Source organism: Sulfitobacter sp., from assembly GCF_036960155.1.
Taxonomy (GTDB): domain Bacteria; phylum Pseudomonadota; class Alphaproteobacteria; order Rhodobacterales; family Rhodobacteraceae; genus Sulfitobacter.
The window spans coordinates 1,218,752-1,238,645 of record NZ_JBALWB010000001.1; the positions used below are offsets into that span (position 1 = coordinate 1,218,752).

The 19,894-nt window shown below is 53.5% G+C and carries 24 protein-coding genes; 7 read left to right on the plus strand and 17 right to left on the minus strand.

Annotation, left to right across the window (positions count from 1 at the left end; genetic code table 11):
• Positions 1-10: 10 nt before the first annotated feature.
• From V7775_RS06080 to V7775_RS06105, 6 genes are all read right to left on the minus strand, one after another.
• A complete protein-coding gene (locus tag V7775_RS06080; protein WP_335750959.1) occupies positions 11-958 on the minus strand; it encodes an alpha/beta fold hydrolase in 948 nt (315 codons plus the stop codon).
• Entirely contained in the window at positions 955-1,875 is a 921-nt protein-coding gene (locus V7775_RS06085; RefSeq protein ID WP_335750960.1) for an ornithine cyclodeaminase family protein, read from the minus strand. The genes V7775_RS06080 and V7775_RS06085 overlap by 4 nt, the downstream gene beginning before the upstream one ends.
• Positions 1,872-2,492, minus strand: coding sequence for an HAD family hydrolase (locus V7775_RS06090; RefSeq protein WP_335750961.1), 621 nt, complete (start codon positions 2,490-2,492; stop codon positions 1,872-1,874). The genes V7775_RS06085 and V7775_RS06090 overlap by 4 nt, the downstream gene beginning before the upstream one ends.
• 66 nt (positions 2,493-2,558) lie before the next feature.
• On the minus strand, positions 2,559-3,014 hold the full coding sequence (locus V7775_RS06095; protein ID WP_335750962.1) for a YaiI/YqxD family protein: 456 nt from the start codon (positions 3,012-3,014) through the stop codon (positions 2,559-2,561).
• Positions 3,011-3,844 carry an S-formylglutathione hydrolase gene (gene fghA, locus V7775_RS06100; RefSeq protein WP_335750963.1) on the minus strand — a complete coding sequence of 278 codons (834 nt, stop codon included), beginning with the start codon at positions 3,842-3,844 and terminating at the stop codon, positions 3,011-3,013. Before fghA ends, V7775_RS06095 begins: the two co-directional genes overlap by 4 nt.
• A 76-nt stretch (positions 3,845-3,920) precedes the next feature.
• On the minus strand, positions 3,921-4,850 hold the full coding sequence (locus V7775_RS06105; RefSeq protein WP_335750964.1) for an AEC family transporter: 930 nt from the start codon (positions 4,848-4,850) through the stop codon (positions 3,921-3,923).
• A 153-nt stretch (positions 4,851-5,003) separates the two neighbouring features.
• Between V7775_RS06105 and V7775_RS06110 the strand changes: the two genes are divergently transcribed.
• Together V7775_RS06110 and V7775_RS06115 are read left to right on the plus strand one after the other, a co-directional pair.
• On the plus strand, positions 5,004-5,633 hold the full coding sequence (locus tag V7775_RS06110; RefSeq protein WP_335750965.1) for a TetR/AcrR family transcriptional regulator: 630 nt from the start codon (positions 5,004-5,006) through the stop codon (positions 5,631-5,633).
• Positions 5,630-5,905, plus strand: a complete 276-nt coding sequence (locus V7775_RS06115) for an I78 family peptidase inhibitor (RefSeq protein WP_335750966.1) — start codon at positions 5,630-5,632, stop codon at positions 5,903-5,905. The genes V7775_RS06110 and V7775_RS06115 overlap by 4 nt, the downstream gene beginning before the upstream one ends.
• Here the strand turns inward: V7775_RS06115 and paaK are convergent.
• On the minus strand, positions 5,902-7,212 hold the full coding sequence (gene paaK / locus V7775_RS06120; RefSeq protein WP_335750967.1) for a phenylacetate--CoA ligase PaaK: 1,311 nt from the start codon (positions 7,210-7,212) through the stop codon (positions 5,902-5,904). The two genes, V7775_RS06115 and paaK, sit on opposite strands and share 4 nt — an antisense overlap.
• On the minus strand, positions 7,209-7,649 hold the full coding sequence (paaI, locus tag V7775_RS06125) for a hydroxyphenylacetyl-CoA thioesterase PaaI (RefSeq protein ID WP_335750968.1): 441 nt from the start codon (positions 7,647-7,649) through the stop codon (positions 7,209-7,211). Before paaI ends, paaK begins: the two co-directional genes overlap by 4 nt.
• A 115-nt stretch (positions 7,650-7,764) precedes the next feature.
• On the opposite strand from paaI, the gene V7775_RS06130 reads away from it, so the two are divergent.
• Entirely contained in the window at positions 7,765-8,124 is a 360-nt protein-coding gene (locus V7775_RS06130; RefSeq protein WP_335750969.1) for a DUF2794 domain-containing protein, read from the plus strand.
• A gap of 102 nt (positions 8,125-8,226) precedes the next feature.
• On the opposite strand, the gene V7775_RS06135 is transcribed toward V7775_RS06130, so the two are convergent.
• The 3 genes from V7775_RS06135 to V7775_RS06145 all read right to left on the minus strand — a co-directional run bounded on the left by V7775_RS06135 (position 8,227) and on the right by V7775_RS06145 (position 10,848).
• Positions 8,227-9,018, minus strand: coding sequence for a C40 family peptidase (locus V7775_RS06135; protein WP_335750970.1), 792 nt, complete (start codon positions 9,016-9,018; stop codon positions 8,227-8,229).
• Positions 9,015-10,397 carry a leucyl aminopeptidase family protein gene (locus tag V7775_RS06140; RefSeq protein WP_335750971.1) on the minus strand — a complete coding sequence of 461 codons (1,383 nt, stop codon included), beginning with the start codon at positions 10,395-10,397 and terminating at the stop codon, positions 9,015-9,017. Before V7775_RS06140 ends, V7775_RS06135 begins: the two co-directional genes overlap by 4 nt.
• A 70-nt stretch (positions 10,398-10,467) precedes the next feature.
• Entirely contained in the window at positions 10,468-10,848 is a 381-nt protein-coding gene (locus V7775_RS06145) for a hypothetical protein (RefSeq protein WP_335750972.1), read from the minus strand.
• Positions 10,849-10,993: 145 nt separating this feature from the next.
• Between V7775_RS06145 and V7775_RS06150 the strand changes: the two genes are divergently transcribed.
• Both V7775_RS06150 and V7775_RS06155 read left to right on the plus strand, forming a co-directional pair.
• Positions 10,994-11,644 carry a carbonic anhydrase gene (locus V7775_RS06150; RefSeq protein ID WP_335750973.1) on the plus strand — a complete coding sequence of 217 codons (651 nt, stop codon included), beginning with the start codon at positions 10,994-10,996 and terminating at the stop codon, positions 11,642-11,644.
• Between the two features lie 70 nt (positions 11,645-11,714).
• Positions 11,715-12,392, plus strand: coding sequence for a hypothetical protein (locus V7775_RS06155; RefSeq protein WP_335750974.1), 678 nt, complete (start codon positions 11,715-11,717; stop codon positions 12,390-12,392).
• Positions 12,393-12,422: 30 nt separating this feature from the next.
• On the opposite strand, the gene V7775_RS06160 is transcribed toward V7775_RS06155, so the two are convergent.
• The 6 genes from V7775_RS06160 to V7775_RS06185 all read right to left on the minus strand — a co-directional run bounded on the left by V7775_RS06160 (position 12,423) and on the right by V7775_RS06185 (position 18,297).
• Positions 12,423-14,042 (minus strand): DUF4139 domain-containing protein, encoded by a 1,620-nt coding sequence (locus V7775_RS06160; RefSeq protein ID WP_335750975.1) that lies wholly within the window; start codon positions 14,040-14,042, stop codon positions 12,423-12,425.
• 104 nt (positions 14,043-14,146) lie between these two features.
• Positions 14,147-15,169 carry an aspartate-semialdehyde dehydrogenase gene (locus V7775_RS06165; protein WP_335750976.1) on the minus strand — a complete coding sequence of 341 codons (1,023 nt, stop codon included), beginning with the start codon at positions 15,167-15,169 and terminating at the stop codon, positions 14,147-14,149.
• Between the two features lie 78 nt (positions 15,170-15,247).
• Entirely contained in the window at positions 15,248-16,423 is a 1,176-nt protein-coding gene (locus tag V7775_RS06170; protein WP_335750977.1) for an MFS transporter, read from the minus strand.
• A complete protein-coding gene (locus V7775_RS06175) occupies positions 16,423-17,196 on the minus strand; it encodes an HpcH/HpaI aldolase family protein (protein ID WP_335750978.1) in 774 nt (257 codons plus the stop codon). The genes V7775_RS06170 and V7775_RS06175 overlap by 1 nt, the downstream gene beginning before the upstream one ends.
• A gap of 134 nt (positions 17,197-17,330) precedes the next feature.
• Entirely contained in the window at positions 17,331-18,005 is a 675-nt protein-coding gene (locus V7775_RS06180; protein ID WP_335751068.1) for a winged helix-turn-helix domain-containing protein, read from the minus strand.
• A 1-nt stretch (position 18,006) separates the two neighbouring features.
• A complete protein-coding gene (locus tag V7775_RS06185; protein ID WP_335751069.1) occupies positions 18,007-18,297 on the minus strand; it encodes a hypothetical protein in 291 nt (96 codons plus the stop codon).
• A 171-nt stretch (positions 18,298-18,468) separates the two neighbouring features.
• Between V7775_RS06185 and V7775_RS06190 the strand changes: the two genes are divergently transcribed.
• Both V7775_RS06190 and V7775_RS06195 read left to right on the plus strand, forming a co-directional pair.
• The gene (locus tag V7775_RS06190; protein WP_335750979.1) at positions 18,469-19,032 is read left to right on the plus strand and encodes a hypothetical protein; all 564 of its coding nucleotides are present in this window, start codon (positions 18,469-18,471) and stop codon (positions 19,030-19,032) included.
• Positions 19,033-19,180: 148 nt separating this feature from the next.
• On the plus strand, positions 19,181-19,786 hold the full coding sequence (locus tag V7775_RS06195) for a ribonuclease HII (RefSeq protein ID WP_335750980.1): 606 nt from the start codon (positions 19,181-19,183) through the stop codon (positions 19,784-19,786).
• Positions 19,787-19,894: the final 108 nt, after the last annotated feature.

The following is a 19,894-nucleotide window of genomic DNA, read 5'->3' on the forward strand; positions in this document are numbered from 1 at the left end:
GATGAAACGCTTATTGATCATGTCCCCAATCATCGCCTTCCGGTGCTGGCAGGAAGGCAGTGACGTATTCCAGAATTTCGGCAGTGTGGGTATAGGGTAACCCGTGACCAGCATCCTCGATCACCTCATGCGTGGCTTCACGGTTCCACGCGGCCATCCGGCCCATGGCGCTGGCAGGGATTACAGTGTCTTTACCTCCCCAAATCGCCAAGACAGGCAGGCCGTTACGGCGTAGTGTCATGTGCTCACCTTCTAGGGGTTTGAACAGGATGCCTCGTAAGCTGAACAATACAGCAGGAATAAATCCACGAAACCTTAGCTGTGCTTCTTGTCCCTCAGAGATTTCGGGGAGGACAGGAACAGATTCGCATTCAGCGCGAATGCCACGGCGCAGTTGGAAAGGGTAGGCAGCAAGCATAAGCCATTTTCCAACAATTCCACGGTTGCGAATAAAGTGCAGCAATGGCCCCTCAATCACTGACGTTCCAGCCGAGGCCAGCAAGACCAACCGCCGTACCCGCGCAGGGTAAGTGGCGGCAAAGCCCGCTGAAATCGCGCCGCCCATGGAATACCCGATCAGATGAAAGGGTGATTGAATTTCAAGTTTACCTAACAAGTCATCCAGTTGCTGGTTGAAAAAAATCTTATCGTGAAGTGCGTCAGGGCGGTCTGAGTATCCGCGTCCGTACAAGTCATAAACCAAGACGCGGAATCCCAAGTCATTTAACGCGCTAGCAAGGGGCGTCCAAACGAAACTTGGCGTGGTTAAGCCGTGCACGCAGACTACAAGCGGCCCGTCCGCCGGCCCCGTCAGGTGGTAATGCGTGACCCCTTGGCTTAATTCAACAAACTGACCAGGTGCAGACCCGCGCCGCCCGTCGCTCATTGCGATGCGGTAGTGTTCGATCGCAAAAGGGGCCACTGCTGCTGTCAATAGGATGAGCAGGAGGTAAATCACCCGGCAGCACGCCATTGTTCTAGGATGTACCGGCTGGTCATTAGGTCTAAATGCGCACCGCCACCGTTTTTACAGATGGTGATTTCATCATCAGACTGCCGAACGAACGCGTCCAGATCATAATAATCAGCGATAATGTCGGAGCGTTGGATCGCGCCAGATTTCAGCGGAATCTTTATCTCACCGATATGATCGACGGTTGTATCGACGCTATCAACAAATAGCCGCGCGCGTTGCAGGGCCTCATCATCGACCTCACGCATGTCGGGGCGATACGCACCGATCAGGTCTAGGTGTTGACCAGGTTGCAACCATGCACCTTTAATCACTGGATCAGTAGCCATTGTTGCAGTCCCGATAAGGTCGGCATCTCCAACAGCAGTCTCTAGAGTAGCTGCAACAGTGACGTTTAACAGGTTCTCAGCGAAGGCCTCGGATTTGGCACGCGTCCTGCTCCAAATGGTAAAAGAAGCGTCGGGAAAAATCGCGCTATAGGCCGCATGCAGTGATTTGGCGACAGGTCCAGCACCAACCAAAAGGATGCGTTTGGTATCAGGGCGTGCGAGACGTCGTGCCGCCAGTAAGCTGTCTCCGGCGGTTTTCCATTTTGTCACAAGGTGAAAATCAATGATGGCTTCCAGTGATCCATCATCATCAGAATAAAGACTTACGCCGCCGTTTATATTTGGCTTTCCTTTAGCTGCATTTCCGGGGAAAATGGTTGCGGATTTTACAGCGACTCCCATCCCATCGATCCACGCTGCGCGGCTCAGCAATGTATCTGGATCTCGGTAGAGAAATGTATCACCTATCTCGGCACGGCCTAGTGTATGTCCTGCGATCAAGGCATCGGTCAGTTCAATCCAATCCAGCAGCTTTTCGCCAGCTTCAAAGGGTACAAATGGAATGGTGTTCATCTTGCTTCCTCGCTTGTTAGCAATCCAGCTGAGATCAATCTGTCAGCCCAGCCTTGCGGCCCCTCAAATAGATGCGTCTGCCAGCTTCGTGCAGCAGCTGCATTGATATTATCTATCCGATCATCCGTGAACAAAAGGTCATTGCCGGACAAGCCTGAACCTTCTTCGAGTAGTTCGTAGATGCGGGATGCAGGTTTGATTACACCCATGTGGCCAGAAATAAAATCGTGATCAAAAGCGTCCAGAAATTCGTATTCCTTGCGCGCGATTACCATGGTTTCGATGCCAAAATTCGTGAGGCTGAAAACAGGAATGCCTTTGGTCTGAAGGGCGCGCATTAAGCGAACGGAATGGTCGATACGAGGTGCGGCCATTTCAATCCAGCAGTCGTGCCAGAGCGCGAATTCGGTGCTCCATTCAGGATACTCACTGGCCGCCTGTGTAAACACAGCTGTGAAGTTTTCGCCGGCATCGACACGGTCATTTATTCCATGAAGATCAACCGCCGCAAACAAGGCGCGGCGGCGTTCTTCGCCGATTTGAGTGTCAAAAAAGCGTTCTGGTTGCCATTCGATCAGGACATTTCCAATGTCAAAAACCACTGCCTTGGGGGTCATAGTTTACCTTTCGACTGTATCCAGAGGTGCGGTGTTTATGGTTGTCTCTGGACTCGGGGAAATCAATTAAATTAGCTTTTGGGCTGCACGAATTTCACGCTCCAAGGCCTCTAGAAAACGCGAGCGATCTGCCTTGGAAAAGGGTCTCCCGCCGCCTTGGCGGAATGGATCTGCCGCGCGTAAATCAGTCATCAAATCACGGGTGGCGAGGACATTCCCGATATTGGCCTGCGTCAGAGCCTCACCATTGTGCTTGAGTACTTTCGCGCCTGCTTCAACACATTTGGCGGCCAGTGGGATGTCTCCGGTCACCACCACATCACCACGCCCCGCGCGATCAGCGATCCACATGTCCGCGATGTCTGGTCCATCAGGGACAATAACATTCTCTACAAAGGGGTTTTGCGATGGCCGAAGGCCGCCGTTAGATACCACAAACATCTTGATCTTGTGACGCGTGATCACCCGCTCGGCCTCGTCCTTTACAGGGCAGGCATCAGCATCAATGTAGACTGCCGTCATGCAGACCACAGCGCGTCAGCATGGAAGGTAATATGGTCTTCCATAAACGTAGCGATAAAGAAGTAGCTGTGATCGTATCCCGGCTGCATACGGAAAATTCCGTTTTGACGACGCTTGGCCATTGCCGCGCTTAATGCTTCGGGCTGCAACAAATCTAGGAATTGATCGTCGGTGCCTTGATCGATAAGTACAGGTCCGTCAAAACCATTTTCCTGCATCAATAGCGTTGAATCGTGCGCGGCCCATTTGGTTTCATCCGTGCCCAGATATGCCGTGAGCTGTTTGCGGCCCCAATCGCTGGCAGTCGGATGTGCGATGGGTGCAAAGGCAGACACAGATGCAAAGCGACCTGGCAATGACATCGCCAATGTGAGCGCGCCGTGTCCACCCATTGAGTGGCCTGTAATCGACTGGCGTTCCATATCGACTGGAAAATTCTCGGCCAAAAGGGCAGGCAGTTCATCTGCAATGTAAGACCACATTTGAAAATGTGGTTTCCAGGGATCTTGGGTAGCGTTCACATAAAACCCTGCACCTTGGCCGAGATCATAGGCTTCATCATTCGCAGCACCGTCGCCGCGTGGTGATGTGTCTGGAAAGACCAGCGCGATGCCCTGCTCGGCGGCCCATGCTTGTGCCCCGGCTTTTACCATTGCGTTTTCGTGGGTACAGGTCAGACCTGACAAAAACCACAAGACGGGCACCGGGCCGTCTTGGGCCTCGGCGGGCAAAAACAGTGCGAAGGTCATATCGCAAGCGCAGCTGCTTGAGGTGTGCTTGATTACATGTTGTGTGCCGCCAAAGCAGGCGTTGGACGAGAGGGTTTCCATGAGGGCTCCTTTGGGATGTTATCTATGGCTAACTAGAGCAGACGCGCGGGGCAAGTGTTCTGTTGGCCGTCGCAGCTTAGCTGCCAGTTAACCATGCGATCCACAAGCTCACAGTTACAATGCTGAGCGCCGTTGAGACAAGAATTGCAGCAGAGACGCGTTGGGGTGCGACGCCGTAATGTTGGGCAAGAATATAAACGTTTCCAGCAACAGGCAGTGCCGCAGCAGAGATTACAACCGTTGCTTTATAGGGGTCGACCTTGAACAGGACAAAGCAGGCGAAGGCTACAAACAGTGGATGCACGACCAGTTTGCAAAAGCTCAACCAGCCTGCAACCGACAAACGTTCAGCCGATTTTGAGGCGAGAGAGGCGCCAATAGCGAATAGCGCGCCGGGCGTTGCTGCAGCACCTAGAAGCGTAAGGAATTCATTCATTGGAGCAGGAATTGGAATTTTTAGACCAGACCATAGTAGGCCCAAAGAGATAGCAACAATCATAGGGTTTTTGATCAGGCCAAGGCCTACGGTACGCAGGATTGCTACGCTCATCCTGCCATCACGCGAACCCGTGATTAGGATCACAATCAGCGACGAAAATACGATCAAGTCGATTGCGAGCGCGAGCATTACAGGGCCAATAGCCTCTGGGCCCAGTAGTAAGGTTAGCATTGGCACACCAAGGAAACCGACATTGCCGATCACAGCACATTGCGCCTCAATCGCGGTAATCTCTAGGCTTATGCGTCGAAAGTAGCAGACCAGTGTCGCAATTCCGTAAACAAATGCTGTTCCCCACAAATAGGCTGCGACCAGTCGTCCATCCCAAACTTCGGCGAGAGATAGGTTCGCTGAAAAGCGGAATAGCATTGCAGAGAGTGCAAAGTAGAAAACGAATTTGGTCAGATACGCGGTCGCTTCTGTCGTGAAAAACCGCGTGCGCCCCGCCCAGTAACCAACACCGATGAGCGCGAAAAAAGGGAGTGTTTTGAGAAAGATGGCCAGCATGGGGCACAGATAGCTTGAGCGACGCAGGCGCGCTAGCGAAAATCTGCTTGAATCGAGAAGATCATTGCTAGGTTGGTGGCGCAATTTGCGAATTCTCTATTGGAAGTGAACTGATCAGTTTATAAGGTGATGATCTGTTTTGAAGGAGCCACAATGAACCTGACTGCCCTCTTACCACTTGGTGCTATTTGCCGTGGCCGCAAATATGATCAGGTGTTAGCGGGCGCGCGCGACGTGTTCATGGCAGACGGTTTTGAGGGCGCCAGTGTGGATGACATTGCACGCGCGGCGAAAGTGTCCAAGGCGACCCTCTACAAGTATTTTCCAGACAAGCGGATGATTTTCATCGAGGTTGCGAACACTGAATGTCAGCGGCAGGCTGAATCCGCGATGGACAGCATTGATAGTTGCGCGCCGCCACGCGAGGTGCTGGCGCAAACGGGCCGTCACTTCCTGTCCTTCATTACCAATGAGTTTGGTCAGCAAATTTTCCGAATTTGCGTTGCGGAATCCGACCGGTTTCCTGAGCTGGGGCGCAGTTTTTTTGAATCGGGTCCAGCTGTGATGCGCGCCGAAATGGCATCTTATTTCGCTGAGGCCTGCGGCCGCGGTGAACTAAAGATAGACGATTACGAAATGGCCGCGGATCAGTTTGGTCAACTGTGCAAAGCCGATGTGTGGATGCGGTTGATGTTCGGGGTAATCACGGAAGTCAGTGCGGCTGACATCGACCGTGTAGTAGACAATGCAGTAGAAACATTTTTAGCGAGGTACGGCACGTGAAATTTACGATTTTAGCAGGGTTATTGTTGGCGGGTTGTGGCTCGGCGGTTATCCCTTACTCGGGAAATGCACCTGCCGCTAATGCGCCAGATACCTGTAATGCCGCAGCACATCAGGGATTGATCGGGCTCGATGCCGCGTCCTCCCTAGCGCTACCAGAACCCAAGCGTTTGGTCGGACCTACCGATGTGGTGACAACCGATTTCATTCCTTCGCGCCTGAACGTGCAGTTGGACGATATAGATAACATTATCGCCATTACCTGCGGTTAGCGTTTTGGCCGATTATCAAGGATGCGCACCGCTTTGCCCTCTGAACGGGGCACCGCACCGATATCGCCTACCTCGATTTTAACGCTGATACCGACTGATTGTTTGATGGCCGCTGCCAGTTGGGCGGCGGCTTGACTGCGGTGAGCAGCGTCAATGTTACTATCTGTGATTTCGGTTAGAATACGCATCTGATCCATGCGATCCGGGCGGGTAAGCTCGATCTGGAAATGAGGCGCAAGACCTTCCACCTGCATCAGCGACTCTTCGATTTGGGTGGGGAACACATTGACACCGCGCAGGATGATCATGTCGTCGCTGCGCCCCGTTACCTTTTCCATGCGGCGCATGCTGCGGGCAGTGCCAGCCAGCAAGCGGGTCAAATCACGGGTGCGATAGCGGATGATCGGGAATGCTTCTTTGGTCAGTGAGGTGAATACCAATTCGCCTTGTTCACCTTCTGCGACCACCTCACCAGTCTCTGGGTTGATGATTTCAGGATAAAAATGATCCTCCCAAATGTGCAGCCCATCTTTGGATTCAACGCACTCCATCGACACGCCTGGCCCCATGATTTCGGACAGGCCATAGATATCAACCGCATGCATATCAAAGGCTTGCTCAATCTCCAGTCGCATCGCGTTTGTCCAAGGCTCAGCGCCAAAGATACCAACCTCAAGTGAGCAGTCGCGAGGATCAATACCTTGGGCGTTGAATTCATCCAAAATGGAAAGTGCATAAGACGGCGTTACGGTAATACCTTTTGGTTGGAAATCTTGGATCAGGCGCACCTGCCTTGGGGTCATGCCGCCAGATATAGGGACTGTGCTGAGGCCAAGGGTGTCTGCCCCCAAATGGATGCCCAAACCGCCAGTGAACAGGCCATAACCATATGCATTGTGCAGCATATCACCCGGTGTCATGCCTGCCGCGCGCAGTGAGCGCGCAACAACAGTTCCCCAGTTTTTCAGATCATTGTCGGTGTAGCCAACCACGGTAGGTTGACCCGTTGTGCCCGAGGAAGCGTGAATGCGTTTCACCTGATCTTGTGGAACAGCAAACATACCAAAGGGGTAGTTGTCACGCAGGTCGGTTTTGACGGTGAAAGGGAATTTGGACAGATCGCTCAGGTCTTTCAAATCATCGGGATGCACACCCGCATCATCAAAGCTCTTTTTATAGAATGCGACGTTGTCATACGCATGGCGCAGGGACCATTTCAGCCGCTCAAGTTGCAACGCGGAAATCTCGTCGCGGCTGGCGGTCTCGATGTGATCTAGGCTGGCGCGTGCAGGCGTGAGGTCTTTCATGTGTCGTCTCCGTCTTCAGGGAACAACTGCCCCTTTATGGTGCGCGATAGGCCGCGCATGGTGGCGACTGTGCGCCCGTCTTCTCCGGTGACCATAACGTCATATACGCCTGATCGTCCGGCCAAAGCAGTTTCTGTAGCAGTTGCAGTCAAAAGCTCATCCGCCTTGCCAGGGGCGACATAAGTGATCTGGTTTTGTTGGGCGACAGTGAGCCGATTATAGCTGTTGCAGGCAAAGGCAAACGCGCTATCGGCCAGTGTGAAAATATAGCCGCCATGACATATTTTATGCCCGTTCAGCATTTTGCCCGAGACACGCATGCTCAGTGTGGCTCCACCCGGTTTGATATCAATGATGTGCATTCCAAGGTCACGAGACGCAGAATCTTCCGCCATCATCACTTCGGCGGCTCTTGTTGCTCGCGCTTGTGGTGTCATGTCCCCTCCCGGATATGTTTCACAATTTTCAAATCATATCCATATCCGTAACATGTTCAAGGAATTTGATCGTTAGGGGCTTGAATTGCCAGCTCTTCAAGGCAAATCTATTAGGATGAACATACCGACGATCCCAACACGAACCATTTCGGGCGGTAGCGCTGATCGCCCGGTTGAACAGGTGGCGTTCCACCGGACCGAACTTTCAGTGATCTTGTCGCTATATGGCCGAATGGTCGCGGCAGGAGAGTGGCGCGATTATGGAATATCTTGTTTGCGGGAAGTTGCTGTGTTTGCCGTCTTTCGGCGGACGGCAGAAATACCCCTTTATCGGATCGAAAAACGACCCAAACTGCGGATGAAGCAGGGTTTGTATGCTGTCGTGGGACCCGGCGGGCAGGTACTGAAGCGCGGACATGATCTAAAGTCTGTCTTGGGTGTTCTTGAACGCAAACTGATACGCGCAGTTGAGTAGTTAGGTCGCCGCTAATGGGCTGCCCGCCAACATGGTGATTTGAGCATTCCCGAGAAAAAATATCTCTACCCGCCCGTTAGGGCGGGTGAGCATATTTGTCGTTTAAGCAGGAACAGGAAGCCTGCGGTGCGATGTGATTGGCCCGTCAGTTTTTGCAATGCGTGCAATTGCTTCATCCAAAGGCTCAAATGCAGTGGCCATATCGTGGGAATTGGCGTGCACCAGTGTTTCCTCATCCCAGACCAAGGCAACATGACCTTTCCAGAACAAAACGTCATTACGCTGGGGGATGGACCCGTCTGGCAATAACTCGCCAAGGTCTGCTTCTTGCATGTCGGTATCCCCACCACATGGAATGCCACACGCGGCGCACGCTGCCTGAACCAAACCCGAGCAATCAAACCCCCAGCGGCTGTTGCCGCCCCACAGATAAGGCGTGCCAACGAATTGTGCCGCAACTTGAACAGGGTCATCTTCGAAGAAATCAATTGGCGCGATGTGCTGTTTGGGAACAAAGCCGTGGCTTGTATTGATGAACCCGTCCTTTTCACCCAATGACGCAAGCAAACTGCCGTGGCTCAGCGTGCAGCGGTCGATGGATTTCATATTTGCGTTCTGATAGCCGTGGCTACCTGGTGCTGTCACTTTATGGGTGATCGCCTGTGGCTTGGTCAAAGACGCAACACCAACAAAACCGCAATATCCATCCGCCGCAGACTGTACATAGGCCCAGCCGTCTTCGCGTGAGAATACGGTAACTTCTGCGCCCAGCAAAAGCTGGCGATCGCGCGGGCCATTGGGCTTGCGCAGTAGGCTCACGACGCCGCGCCCGATTTGTGCGGACTCTTTCAACGGCATGCGGTCTTTGTCGGGTGTTAAACGTGGGTGGCTCATGGGGTCAGTATCCTGTCGATAGCATCTAGCAGCGCGCGAGTACCTTGCCCTACGCCGCCCTTGGAGCGTGCGGGTGCAGCGCTGGGTTGCCAGCCATATATGTCGAAGTGTGCGTACTTACTATCCGTAACGAACCGCCGCAGGAAAAGAGCGGCTGTAATGCAACCTGCAAAGCCGCCTTTGGGCGCGTTATCCAGATCAGCAATGCCAGGTTCGATCATTGACTCGTAGGGCGTGTGAAACGGCAGTCGCCAAACTGGATCAGCAACACGTACGGCTGATGCTTCGAGGGCGGCAACAAATCCTGCATCATCACTGAAATAGGGGGCTAAATCTGGGCCAACGGCGACACGTGCCGCACCAGTAAGCGTTGCCATTGAAATAATTTGATCCGGCTTTTCTTCATCCGCAAGCGCCAGTGCGTCGGCCAGTACTAAACGTCCCTCAGCATCGGTGTTGTTAATTTCAACGGTTAGGCCCTTGCGGGAGGTTAATATGTCTTGGGGGCGATAGGCATTGTCAGAAATCGAGTTTTCAACAGCAGGGATTAATACCCGCAATTGTACCTTTTTTCCTGTCGCCATGATCATATGCGCAAGCCCAAGAACAGCAGCGGCACCGCCCATATCTTTTTTCATCAACCCCATGGATGCACCTGGTTTGATGTTGAGACCGCCTGTGTCAAAACAGACGCCCTTACCGACTAACGTAAGAGTTGGGCCAGTTTCGCCCCAGCGCATATCGATCAATCGTGGCGCGCGATTAGCGGCGCGGCCCACTGTATGTATCATCGGTAGGTTCGTCGTGAGCAGGTCGTCGCCCACTGTAACGGCAATGGACGCCCCGTGCTGCTCTGCAAGATCGCGAGCAGCCTGTTCCAGATCGGGCGGCCCCATGTCGGACGCGGGCGTGTTGATCAGTGTGCGTGTTAAGGCTTCACCATTTGCGATGGCCTCAACCCTGCTTGCATCAATACTATCAGGCGCAATGAGTTGGGCAGCCATCGGGGCTGCCGATTTGTACCGATCAAAGCGATAACCGCTCAGCAGCCAGCCCAAGGCTTCTACTTCGATCTGATCCTCGGGCAATCCACTGATGATGCGGTATGCCCCCTTGGGAAGCTTCGAGGCTGCAGCAGCTAAAGCAAAGCGCCCACGTAAACGGGTGCCTGCCGTACCATATCCAGCAAGAGCCATGGAAGGCAGGCCACCCGTATCGGGAATGACCAACGCCTGACCAATCAAACCAGCAAATGCATTTGCACGAACCCACGCTACAGTTGTCGGAGACTGACGGCTAAGCCAATCATCAACCCCGTCTTGAGGTAGAACATGCAAATCAATCGCGTTGGACGCGGAAGCGGCAAAGCTGAGGGACATAAGAGAGCGGACCTTTCGAGGATATAATGTTGGAATAGACTAACCCATCCAGCCCGCGCTGCAACCGCACTCAGATGCTTAGATCTTCCATTGACCAGATCGCGGACAGGGATCGTTCTCCGATGCGCAACAGCCGCGAAAGTGTTGCTGCGAGAGCTACCTCATCCTTTTCATCAATTGAGGCTGTGACGTCGCCGGCAACAATCGCAAGCCGGTCCATTCCAATTTGATCAGCAATGGCAATCAACGATTTCGCCTGCTTTCGCAATTTCTCGCGGTCATTCGCGCGCCAGAACGTCTCACATTGCGCCATGCGCGCGGCTAGTTCTTCCATTGCGCGACAAACAACGCTTTCCGCGCCCTTCTCGCCCAGTTGACTGTACAAAGCGCCCAAACGACCTTGATCAAGCTGAATTTGTTCCGACAGCCCTATTCTTATGACTTCACTCATTTCTCACCCTTTTCTTTGCCCCCACGGCTGGAATTGTTATGGAGGGCTAGGGTTTTTAAATGGTTGCTGAAAACGCGCGATTTCACTCGAAATCCGCGCGAATTCAGTCTAATTAGTTTAGAATTATTGTGGAGAGATGCGCACCATGGAACATGCCAAGCTACTGCCGAGCTATCTGGTACAGCGTTATCACGGTTGGAAGGCAACGACATATTCTGAAAACCGTGCATGGTATCGAAAGCTGGCAACAGGTGGGCAGCACCCCCGCGCGATGGTGATTTCGTGCTGCGATAGCCGTGTGCATGTCACGTCGATCTTCGGCGCCGACCAAGGTGAGTTTTTCATCCACCGCAATATCGCCAATCTTGTTCCAGAGTACCATCCCGATGGTGCCCAGCACGGTACATCCGCAGCAGTGGAATACGCTGTTGAGGTGCTAAAAGTTGCGCATTTGATTGTGTTAGGGCATTCCAACTGTGGTGGCGTTCAAGGGTGTCTGAACATGTGTAGCGGTGCCGCGCCAGAATTAGAGGCTAAAGACAGCTTTGTAGGGCGCTGGATGGATATTTTACGGCCCAAATACGAGCTGGTAAAAGACATCGAGGACGCTGACGAGCAAGTGCGCCAATTGGAAAAGCATGCTGTTATGATGTCGATTGAAAACCTTATGACATTCCCATGGTTGGCAGAAAAAGTGACCTCAGGAGAGCTGACATTGCACGGCATGTGGACCGATATTGGTGAGGGTGGGCTAGAAGTTTACAACCCGGCGGTGGCTCGTTTCGAACAGCTATAGATCAGTTCTATGATCTAAGGCGTTATTGATGGTTAACGGGTCGTTAACCAAATTTGACGCAGGCTTAGGTATGGAATTGGAATCAGTCACACTCAAACTACCCCGTGAATTGTTGTCCGGTGCGCAGCGCGTCGCCACCGCACGAGAGGTGACAATAGGCCATATGGTTCGGCAATTGCTAAAGCGTGAAGTCGAACGCCAGCTTGCTTCAAAAGACATCATTACTGTAAGTGAGGGCTTGATCTCTGCGGTGCAAACTTTGCTTGCGCGTGACATTGCAGACGCCAGCGATTGGGATGATATGGCAGAGCAGCTGCGTCCACATGGCTATGTGTTTAAATTGCATGAGGGCGGACTGGTGCTTTATAAAATCAGTTGCGGAACCCGTATTTGCACAGGGTCCGAACTGGGGTTCTCATACGCAAGTCTTGTTGAGCGCTTTGGCGTGCAGATGCCTAGTCAGGCCGTCGCAAAAACGGGCAATGGTGTGATGCCAGCTGGCCGTTTAGACCCTACGCGTCACGAACTGCTCAGCACTCATTTCGCAGCGGCCCGCAACTGGCCTGATCTGATCCATCGCCTCGCTATTGAGGGGATGGAGCTGCGCCCATTGGGGGCTGGCCTCGGCATTCATATCGCAGCTACCGGACGCCACCTGTGCAATTCGGGCACTGTTGGCGTGCGCTACCAGACATTGGTTAACCGATTTGGTGCCGCGCTGCCGGGGCACCCGATTGACGGGTCATAACATCTGGTCGACCGATTGCTAACGCCTCTCTCAACGAAGTACCTTGCCGTCTGGCCAGTTGATGATCTGTTCAACCCTGATTTCTTGAATTTGGTTTGCTCCTACGGCAATGTTCCACTGAACCAGACCGCGACGACCGTCCACATCGATGCCCTCTGGTTTAGGCGTGGCCTTCCACTCAATCTCAAGGTCGTCCTGCTCACTGTAGGGAACTGCGTCCAACAGCTCTACATCCCACGACTCTGATCCAATGTTCTCGATGGAAACCCTGACCTCTTGTGTCTGGGCGTTGGTGCGACTGATCAGGCCACGGTCTCCTTCGCTTTTGTCTAGCACAGTGCGCGTGAGGCGTAGGTCTTCGATTGGTCCAAAGGCTTGTACAATGTCGCCGCCTGCGGGTACCGCCGCAAAGTAGCTTTGCCCAACTAATGCACCGTCAACAAAGATTTGCGCGGTGTCGGCTGCCAACAGTGGCTCGGCGGTGTCATTCATGGCTTCTGCCATCAGAAATGCGGTTTGATCCTGCACAGGAACGGCACGTGCAAAGACCCTCACGTCAAATTCTAAGGCATCTAATTCGACCCGCGCACCTTCGGCATTTTGTGCAATCGTGATGAGGCGAGGAAGGGTATAGGTTACACCCGGCCCGTCGAAATTAGGTTGGGCAGCAGCTGCATCCTCCATCATGACAGGCTCTGGTGCGGCGACCATTTCAGCGCTTAGGCTGTTCACGGAACGCTGGAGCTTTGCACGCAATTGAGGGTCCTCAAAGCGCAGCAGTTGGGGGTAAAGCTCGGATGGGACAACCTGCCCGCTGGGGGCGAGGGTAGATAAGGTGAGGGTCACGTCATTCCAGTTTTCGCCGGTATTCTGGTGAACGATGGCGGCGCGACGGATCGTCATGTGACCACCATCATCGGTCATAAGGGCAACGTCGTAAGTTGGTTGCCAAGACGCGCGCGCAGGATAGCTGACTGTGGCAATAACAGTGCCCGCATTAGCGGCATTTACGGACAGTGCGAGTAACGCCTTTGGCTCGGCTGGCGGTGTAAGTGCGGCAAGTGCGGCGCGGGCGTCAGTAATATCCTCAACCAGATCAGTGCGATCTTCCCCAATGCGGCGTGCGTCGCGCTGGGCGTTGGTTTGGGTCTGTGTGGCAGAGAGGGTTTGGGTTTCAATCATCTGCGCCAAATCAGCCAAAGCCGACGGATCAGATGGGAGTGTTTCGCTAGCTGCGAGACCGTTTAGAAAGACCAGACGGGCTTGGGCGGCTTTCACCGTTAGGTTCGCATCTTGAACGCTGTCTTCCAAATTGCGCAACGCACGTTCGGCTATTTTGATCCGTTCTTTGGCCTTAACAACGGCGGCACTATCGCTGTCTGGTTGGGGCGGGAGTGCGGCAGTGCGCAATCGTGTGGATCCAATACTCGCGCCAGTAACGCTGGCACGCAGACTGCCTGCATCTACCCATTGCGGCAGGTCGGGAAGGATAATTTCATGCGCTCCGGCGCCGACATCTACGCTGATCTTGCGGGTGACCATGGCAAAGCCCGAATAGACCGTTGCAGCGGTTGGCGCCGAGGTCACGGTGTAAGTTTCGGCCAGCGTGGGCAAGGGCAACGCGGCGAGTGCAAGAGGAAGGAAGCGCATGTTCATCAGGTCCTTATGAGGTGCCACCAGCATGCAACGCTGTGCCCCAAAGAAAAAGGGGCACCCTTTCAGGCACCCCTCAGCGTCTTCCGCATGGGCGGAAATCAGCCTTTCTTTAGAACTTCGCGGCCTAGTAATTCAGCGATCTGCACTGCGTTCAGGGCAGCGCCCTTGCGCAGGTTGTCAGAAACGCACCACAGGTTGATGCCGTTGTCGACTGTGCTGTCCTGACGGATGCGGCTGATGAATGTCGCATAATCGCCTACGCATTCGATCGGTGTGACATAGCCAGCATCCTCACGCTTGTCGATCACCATGATACCTGGTGCTTCGCGCAGGATGTCCCGTGCTTCGTTTTCATCCAGATGGTCTTCGAATTCGATGTTGATCGATTCAGCGTGGCCGACAAACACAGGTACACGAACACAAGTTGCTGTGACTTTGATCTTTGGGTCGACGATCTTTTTCGTCTCGACCATCATCTTCCATTCTTCCTTGGTATCACCGGAATCCATGAAGACGTCGATCTGCGGGATCACGTTGAACGCGATCTGCTTTTGAAACTTGTTCGGCGGCACATCTGTGACGGGATTGTAGATGCTCTTGGTCTGGTTCCACAGCTCGTCTGCGCCTTCTTTGCCCGAACCGGATACGGACTGATAGGTGCTGACAACGACGCGCTTAATTGTGGCACGGTCATGCAACGGCTTGAGCGCGACAACCATCTGCGCAGTCGAGCAGTTGGGGTTGGCGATGATATTCTTGTTCGAGTATTTGTGGATGTCCTGTGGGTTTACCTCAGGTACGATCAACGGAATATCCATATCGTAGCGATAGAGCGACGAGTTATCGATCACTACACAGCCAGCTTTTGCCGCGACAGGCGCGTATTTTGCTGTTGCCTCGGAACCTACGGCAAACAGCGCCATATCCCAGCCCGTGAAGTCAAACGTATCAAGGTCTTTCGTCTTGAGTGTCTTATCGCCAAAGCTAACATCCGTGCCCAATGAGCGGCGGCTAGCCAACACAGCAAGTTCGTCCACAGGAAACTGACGCTCGTCCAGAATGCTGAGCATTTCGCGGCCCACATTTCCGGTGGCACCTACGACTACAACGCGATAACCCATCTCGTTTTCTCCAATATTAGTGTTTGATGGTGCGGGCCTGTTATACCGCTTTAGGGCTTATTGAAAGGGGCTGGGGCCCTAGGGTTTTGTATCGGTCGAAAACAGATAGATAATGAGACCAATAGTCATCAATGCGGCAAAGAAAATCAGGATAAGCGTATAGGGCAGCGCCTCGACCGCTCCGCCGGAATACCCTGTATAGATCCGTCCCGTTGCGAACTGCGCCACACCAACCCCGCCAATGCTGCACAGGTTCAGTAGGGTCACTCCGCGCCCAACCAAGTGACGAGGCAGCAAGCTGCGACCATGGGCCATGATTGCTGGATAGGTAGATCCAAACAAGCCGATGGCGCACATTAGAATGATCACCCACGTTACGCTGGTGTCCACCAGCAAGATCATTCCGATTGTGGACAGTAAGATGCCGCAGCTTCCTATAAATATGACCCATTTGCGGGTGCCAAATATGCGGTCTAGCGGGCTGTAGGCCATAGGCCCGATCACCATTGCGATCCCCATTGCAAGGGTCGCCTGACCGATCAGGCGCGGCTGAGCGTTAAAAACTTCGGTGAGGTAGGGCCCGATCCATAGGCCACGCAGCGCGCCAACTTCTGCATAGCTGACCAGCATCAAGGGAAAGATGAACCAAAGCGCGCGGATACGCAGGACCTCTAAAAAGCTGCCCTTTTGTTCAGTGGCCTCTTTGATGGGGTCGCGGACGGCAAACCAGATACCCACGGCTGTGAGGCTAGACAGTACGCACAATCCCCATAGGGCCGCACGCCATCCCATGGTTTCCGCAGCCAATGTGGTGGGGTAGGAGGCGACGATATTACCCAAGGTGCCGACCCCAACCATTAAGGCCGCAAGAAACGCAAAACGTGCGGGTGGGTGATCCAGCGCAAAGATATAGTAAGAGGCCATAAGAACCGGAGCGCAGCCTACGCCGATCAGCGCCATTGCAATGGCAACGTGAATGGGTGATGTGGCCAGCGCAAATACTGCAGCACCGCCTCCGCCGCCCAACAGCAACAAGGCAGCTGCCGTGCGGCGCGGGCCTATCGTGTCCAGCGCCCAGCCAATTGGCGGTTGCATCGCAGCGAATGTGATGAACCAAAGCCCTGATGCAAATGCGAGGTCTTCGGGTGTCGCTCCGATGTCTGTCGCTAGAAAGGAACTTAGGACAGCCAGAAAGGCACGGAAAAACTGGCTTAGAACATATGCGAATGCCAGTAGCGCAAGACCTGCGTTCATTATTTTGTTGCCTGCCATTTTTGCGCAAGCTGACGCGCAGCATGGCCGAGCATCAACACATCGGCACCCACGGCCACAAATTGCGCACCCGCTGCGATGGCGTCCTGTGTCATGCCATCGCGCGTGGACAAGATCCCTGGTGCTTTGCCAGCAGCCTTGATCCGCGTTAACGCATCCATAATCGCAGCTTGGACATCTGGGTGATCGGCATTGGCCATGTGGCCCATATCAGCGGCAAGATCGGCGGGGCCAATAAACACGCCGTCAACACCTTCAACAGCTAGGATATCATCTAGTACTGCCAGCCCGCGCAGGTTCTCGACCTGTACCAGCAGGCATATCTGCGCGTCTGCAGTTTTCCCGTAATCGCCAATTGTACCAAATCGGGATGCGCGGGCCAGCGCATAGCCTACGCCACGATCACCATGTGGTGGATAGGTGACATCGCGGACCAATTGACGCGCTTGATCCGCGCTTTCAACCATCGGCACCAGCACAGTTTGGGCACCAGCATCCAATACTTGTTTAAGCATATAGGTCTCGCCGACTGGTACACGCACAACGGCATGTGCATCGGTGCCATCAATCACCTGAAGTTGGGACAAGATTGAACGTAGATCGTTTGGTCCGTGCTCTCCATCTACAACCAGCCAGTCAAAACCAGCTTGTCCCATCACTTCGGCACTGAAGGTATTGGCAAGTGCAACCCAGCACCCGAATTGTAGTTCACCCGCAGCGAGGGCTTTCTTGAAGGGATTTACAGGTGCAGGCATCAGCATGGTCCTTTTCAGCGGTTTCGCTGCACATTAGCGCCGGATCGTTGGACTTTACCAGAGGCGGTGATGCTTGCGCTATTCCCGCGTATGAATGTAGGTGGAGAATTGAGGGCTATTCGGAAACGTGAGTCTCAAAGAACCTTAATCACGTCCTTATCAATCGCCAGCATATAGCCGCGACGCGCGATGTTTTTCACCAACAGCTCGCTCACCATCTGGTTGCCCAGAGTATCGCGAAGACGTTTGATCCGTGTGGCACCTGCCGCCTCATCGCAATCTGCGGCGGCACGGCCTGAAATCACGCCTTCGATCTCGGATCCTGACATTATATCATCATCCATGCGCGCCTCTGCCAGAACGGCGAGTGTTTCCATCGCCGCATCCGTCAGCTTAAAGCCTAGATTGTTGAGGTAGACCTTATTCTCTTCACGGCTGATCAGCAGGGATGACACTTGTATGCCTGTCCGCTCGATCTGGGCCATGCGGCGGTTGAACGTGATAAGAAGGGTTAGGAAAACAACTGCGGCGACCAGCATCGCAGCGGCGAAGATAAGTAAGACACCTATCAACACACGGTAATTTGTAAGCGTATCGGAAAACGCAGTGCCCGATTGCGCAAGGATTTCGAGCAGTTTGATTTCCGACGCGGAGGTCAGATGGTCATTCTCAATAAAGATTCGTTCCACCCGCGCGTTAAAAGCGTTGGCGTCGGGCAGGGCCCAGAACATAACAACTGCTCCGACAAACAGCAGGCCTGCAACCGCACATATGCCAAGTACGACAAAACGGCCGCCACTACGGCGCATATCAGAAGCGGAGGAAATTTGATCCGGCACTATTTTTCCTTTGCGCAAGCCCATCCGGCCCAAAGACCGAAACGACATTCAATAGTTTCCAACCTCGTGAGCCTAACCGCTTCTCGAGCTGGGCACGTGCGGTGGCCTTGTTACACTGGCCTGAGATTTCAGCCACACCATAATGCAGTCGAAGGGGGTTATCCTGTTTGGCCTTATAATCGGCATAACAGTCAGCAGCAAAAGCAGGTCCGCTTAGGACTGCTAACAGGGCTGCAAAAAGGGGGATACGTATATGTTTCATGCAAGCGAGGATGCGTTTTCCCAAGGTGATATACAATATCCATCGCGGCGCGGTGCCGGTGTTATCCGATAACATGTGGCTGTTATTGCCTGTCCGATGCCATCAGATCCAGATTGATCCCATAGAGCAGCACATGACGAACGTGCCGCACCATTAAAAAGGATCACTCTCATGCGCTTCATGTTCCCCTCCCGCCTTGTAGGTACGTTCACCGCCGCTGTACTGACCATGACAGCCTTTACCGCAGCACCTGCTTATGCAGAACGAGATGACCGCGCCGCACGTACGGTGGCTGCTATTCTCGGGCTGGCTGTTGTCGGTGCGATCATCCATGAAAACCGTCAGGACAAGAAACGCGACAAGAAAGTGTATAGAGAGCCTGTCCGAGCAGAGACGAGAATCGAGCGCCACCGCCATGGATCGAAAGTACACACACATGGAAACGCGCGGAGCACACATAAGCAACGGGTTACTCAACCCCGTCACCGAGTAACGCCCAAACCACTGCCGCAGCGGGTGAATCGCAAACTGCTGCCGCAAAAATGCTTTCGCAGCTTTAACAGCCGCAATGGGAAGGTGCGTATGTTTGGCCGTCGCTGCCTTGAACAAAACTATCGCTTTGTGAACCGCCTTCCGCAGAACTGTGTTCAGCGTATCCGTACCCATAACGGCAAACGCGTAGGGTACGGCGCACGTTGCCTGCAGCAAAACGGTTATCGCCTGGCCCGTCAGTAATATCGAATTCGGCGCGATGAGTATCACCACGAACGCGTCGATCCCTTTGCGGTGTGTCCCGCCGCATAGGACTTGGAAAGGGAGAGATGTTCGGGCATCTCTCCCTTTTCTCTTGCATGCAGGGCTGGCATCCGGTTTTTCACGGCCCATGGAACCAGATTATACATTTGAGATGGCCGCACACGCCCGTGGATACACGCGCATCGCTGGCATAGATGAAGTGGGCCGTGGCCCGTTAGCCGGACCTGTGACTGCGGCTGCTGTGATATTGGACCCAGAGCGCATTCCGCCGGGGTTGAATGACAGCAAAAAGCTGAGCCACAAAAAACGCGAAATCCTCTATGGGCAAATCATGGAAGTTGCCGATGTTTCGATTGCACATGCCAGTGTTGAAGAAATTGACGAGCACAACATTCTAAGAGCCAGCCACATTGCGATGGTGCGCGCACTGGATGGACTCAAAAAACCTGCCGACTATTGCCTGATCGATGGAAACATGATCCCGCGCGGATTAACCCTGCCATCGGAAACAATCATCAAGGGAGACGCCCGTTCTGTTTCCATTTCGGCGGCCTCAATTATGGCTAAAATATGTCGGGATTATGTCATGTTGTCGCTTGCGCAACAGCACCCGGGTTATGGGTGGGAAACGAACATGGGATATGGATCAAAAAGACACATGTCTGCACTGCAAAGTTTGGGCGTTACCCCACACCATAGACGTTCGTTCAAACCAGTACACAAGATATTGTAGCAAGAATAATTCTTAAAACTTTGTTTCAAAAAACAAATTGACCACGAATCACTCTGCCGTCATCTTAGTAATCAACCAACGAGTGCAAAAAATGCACCGCGGATAGAG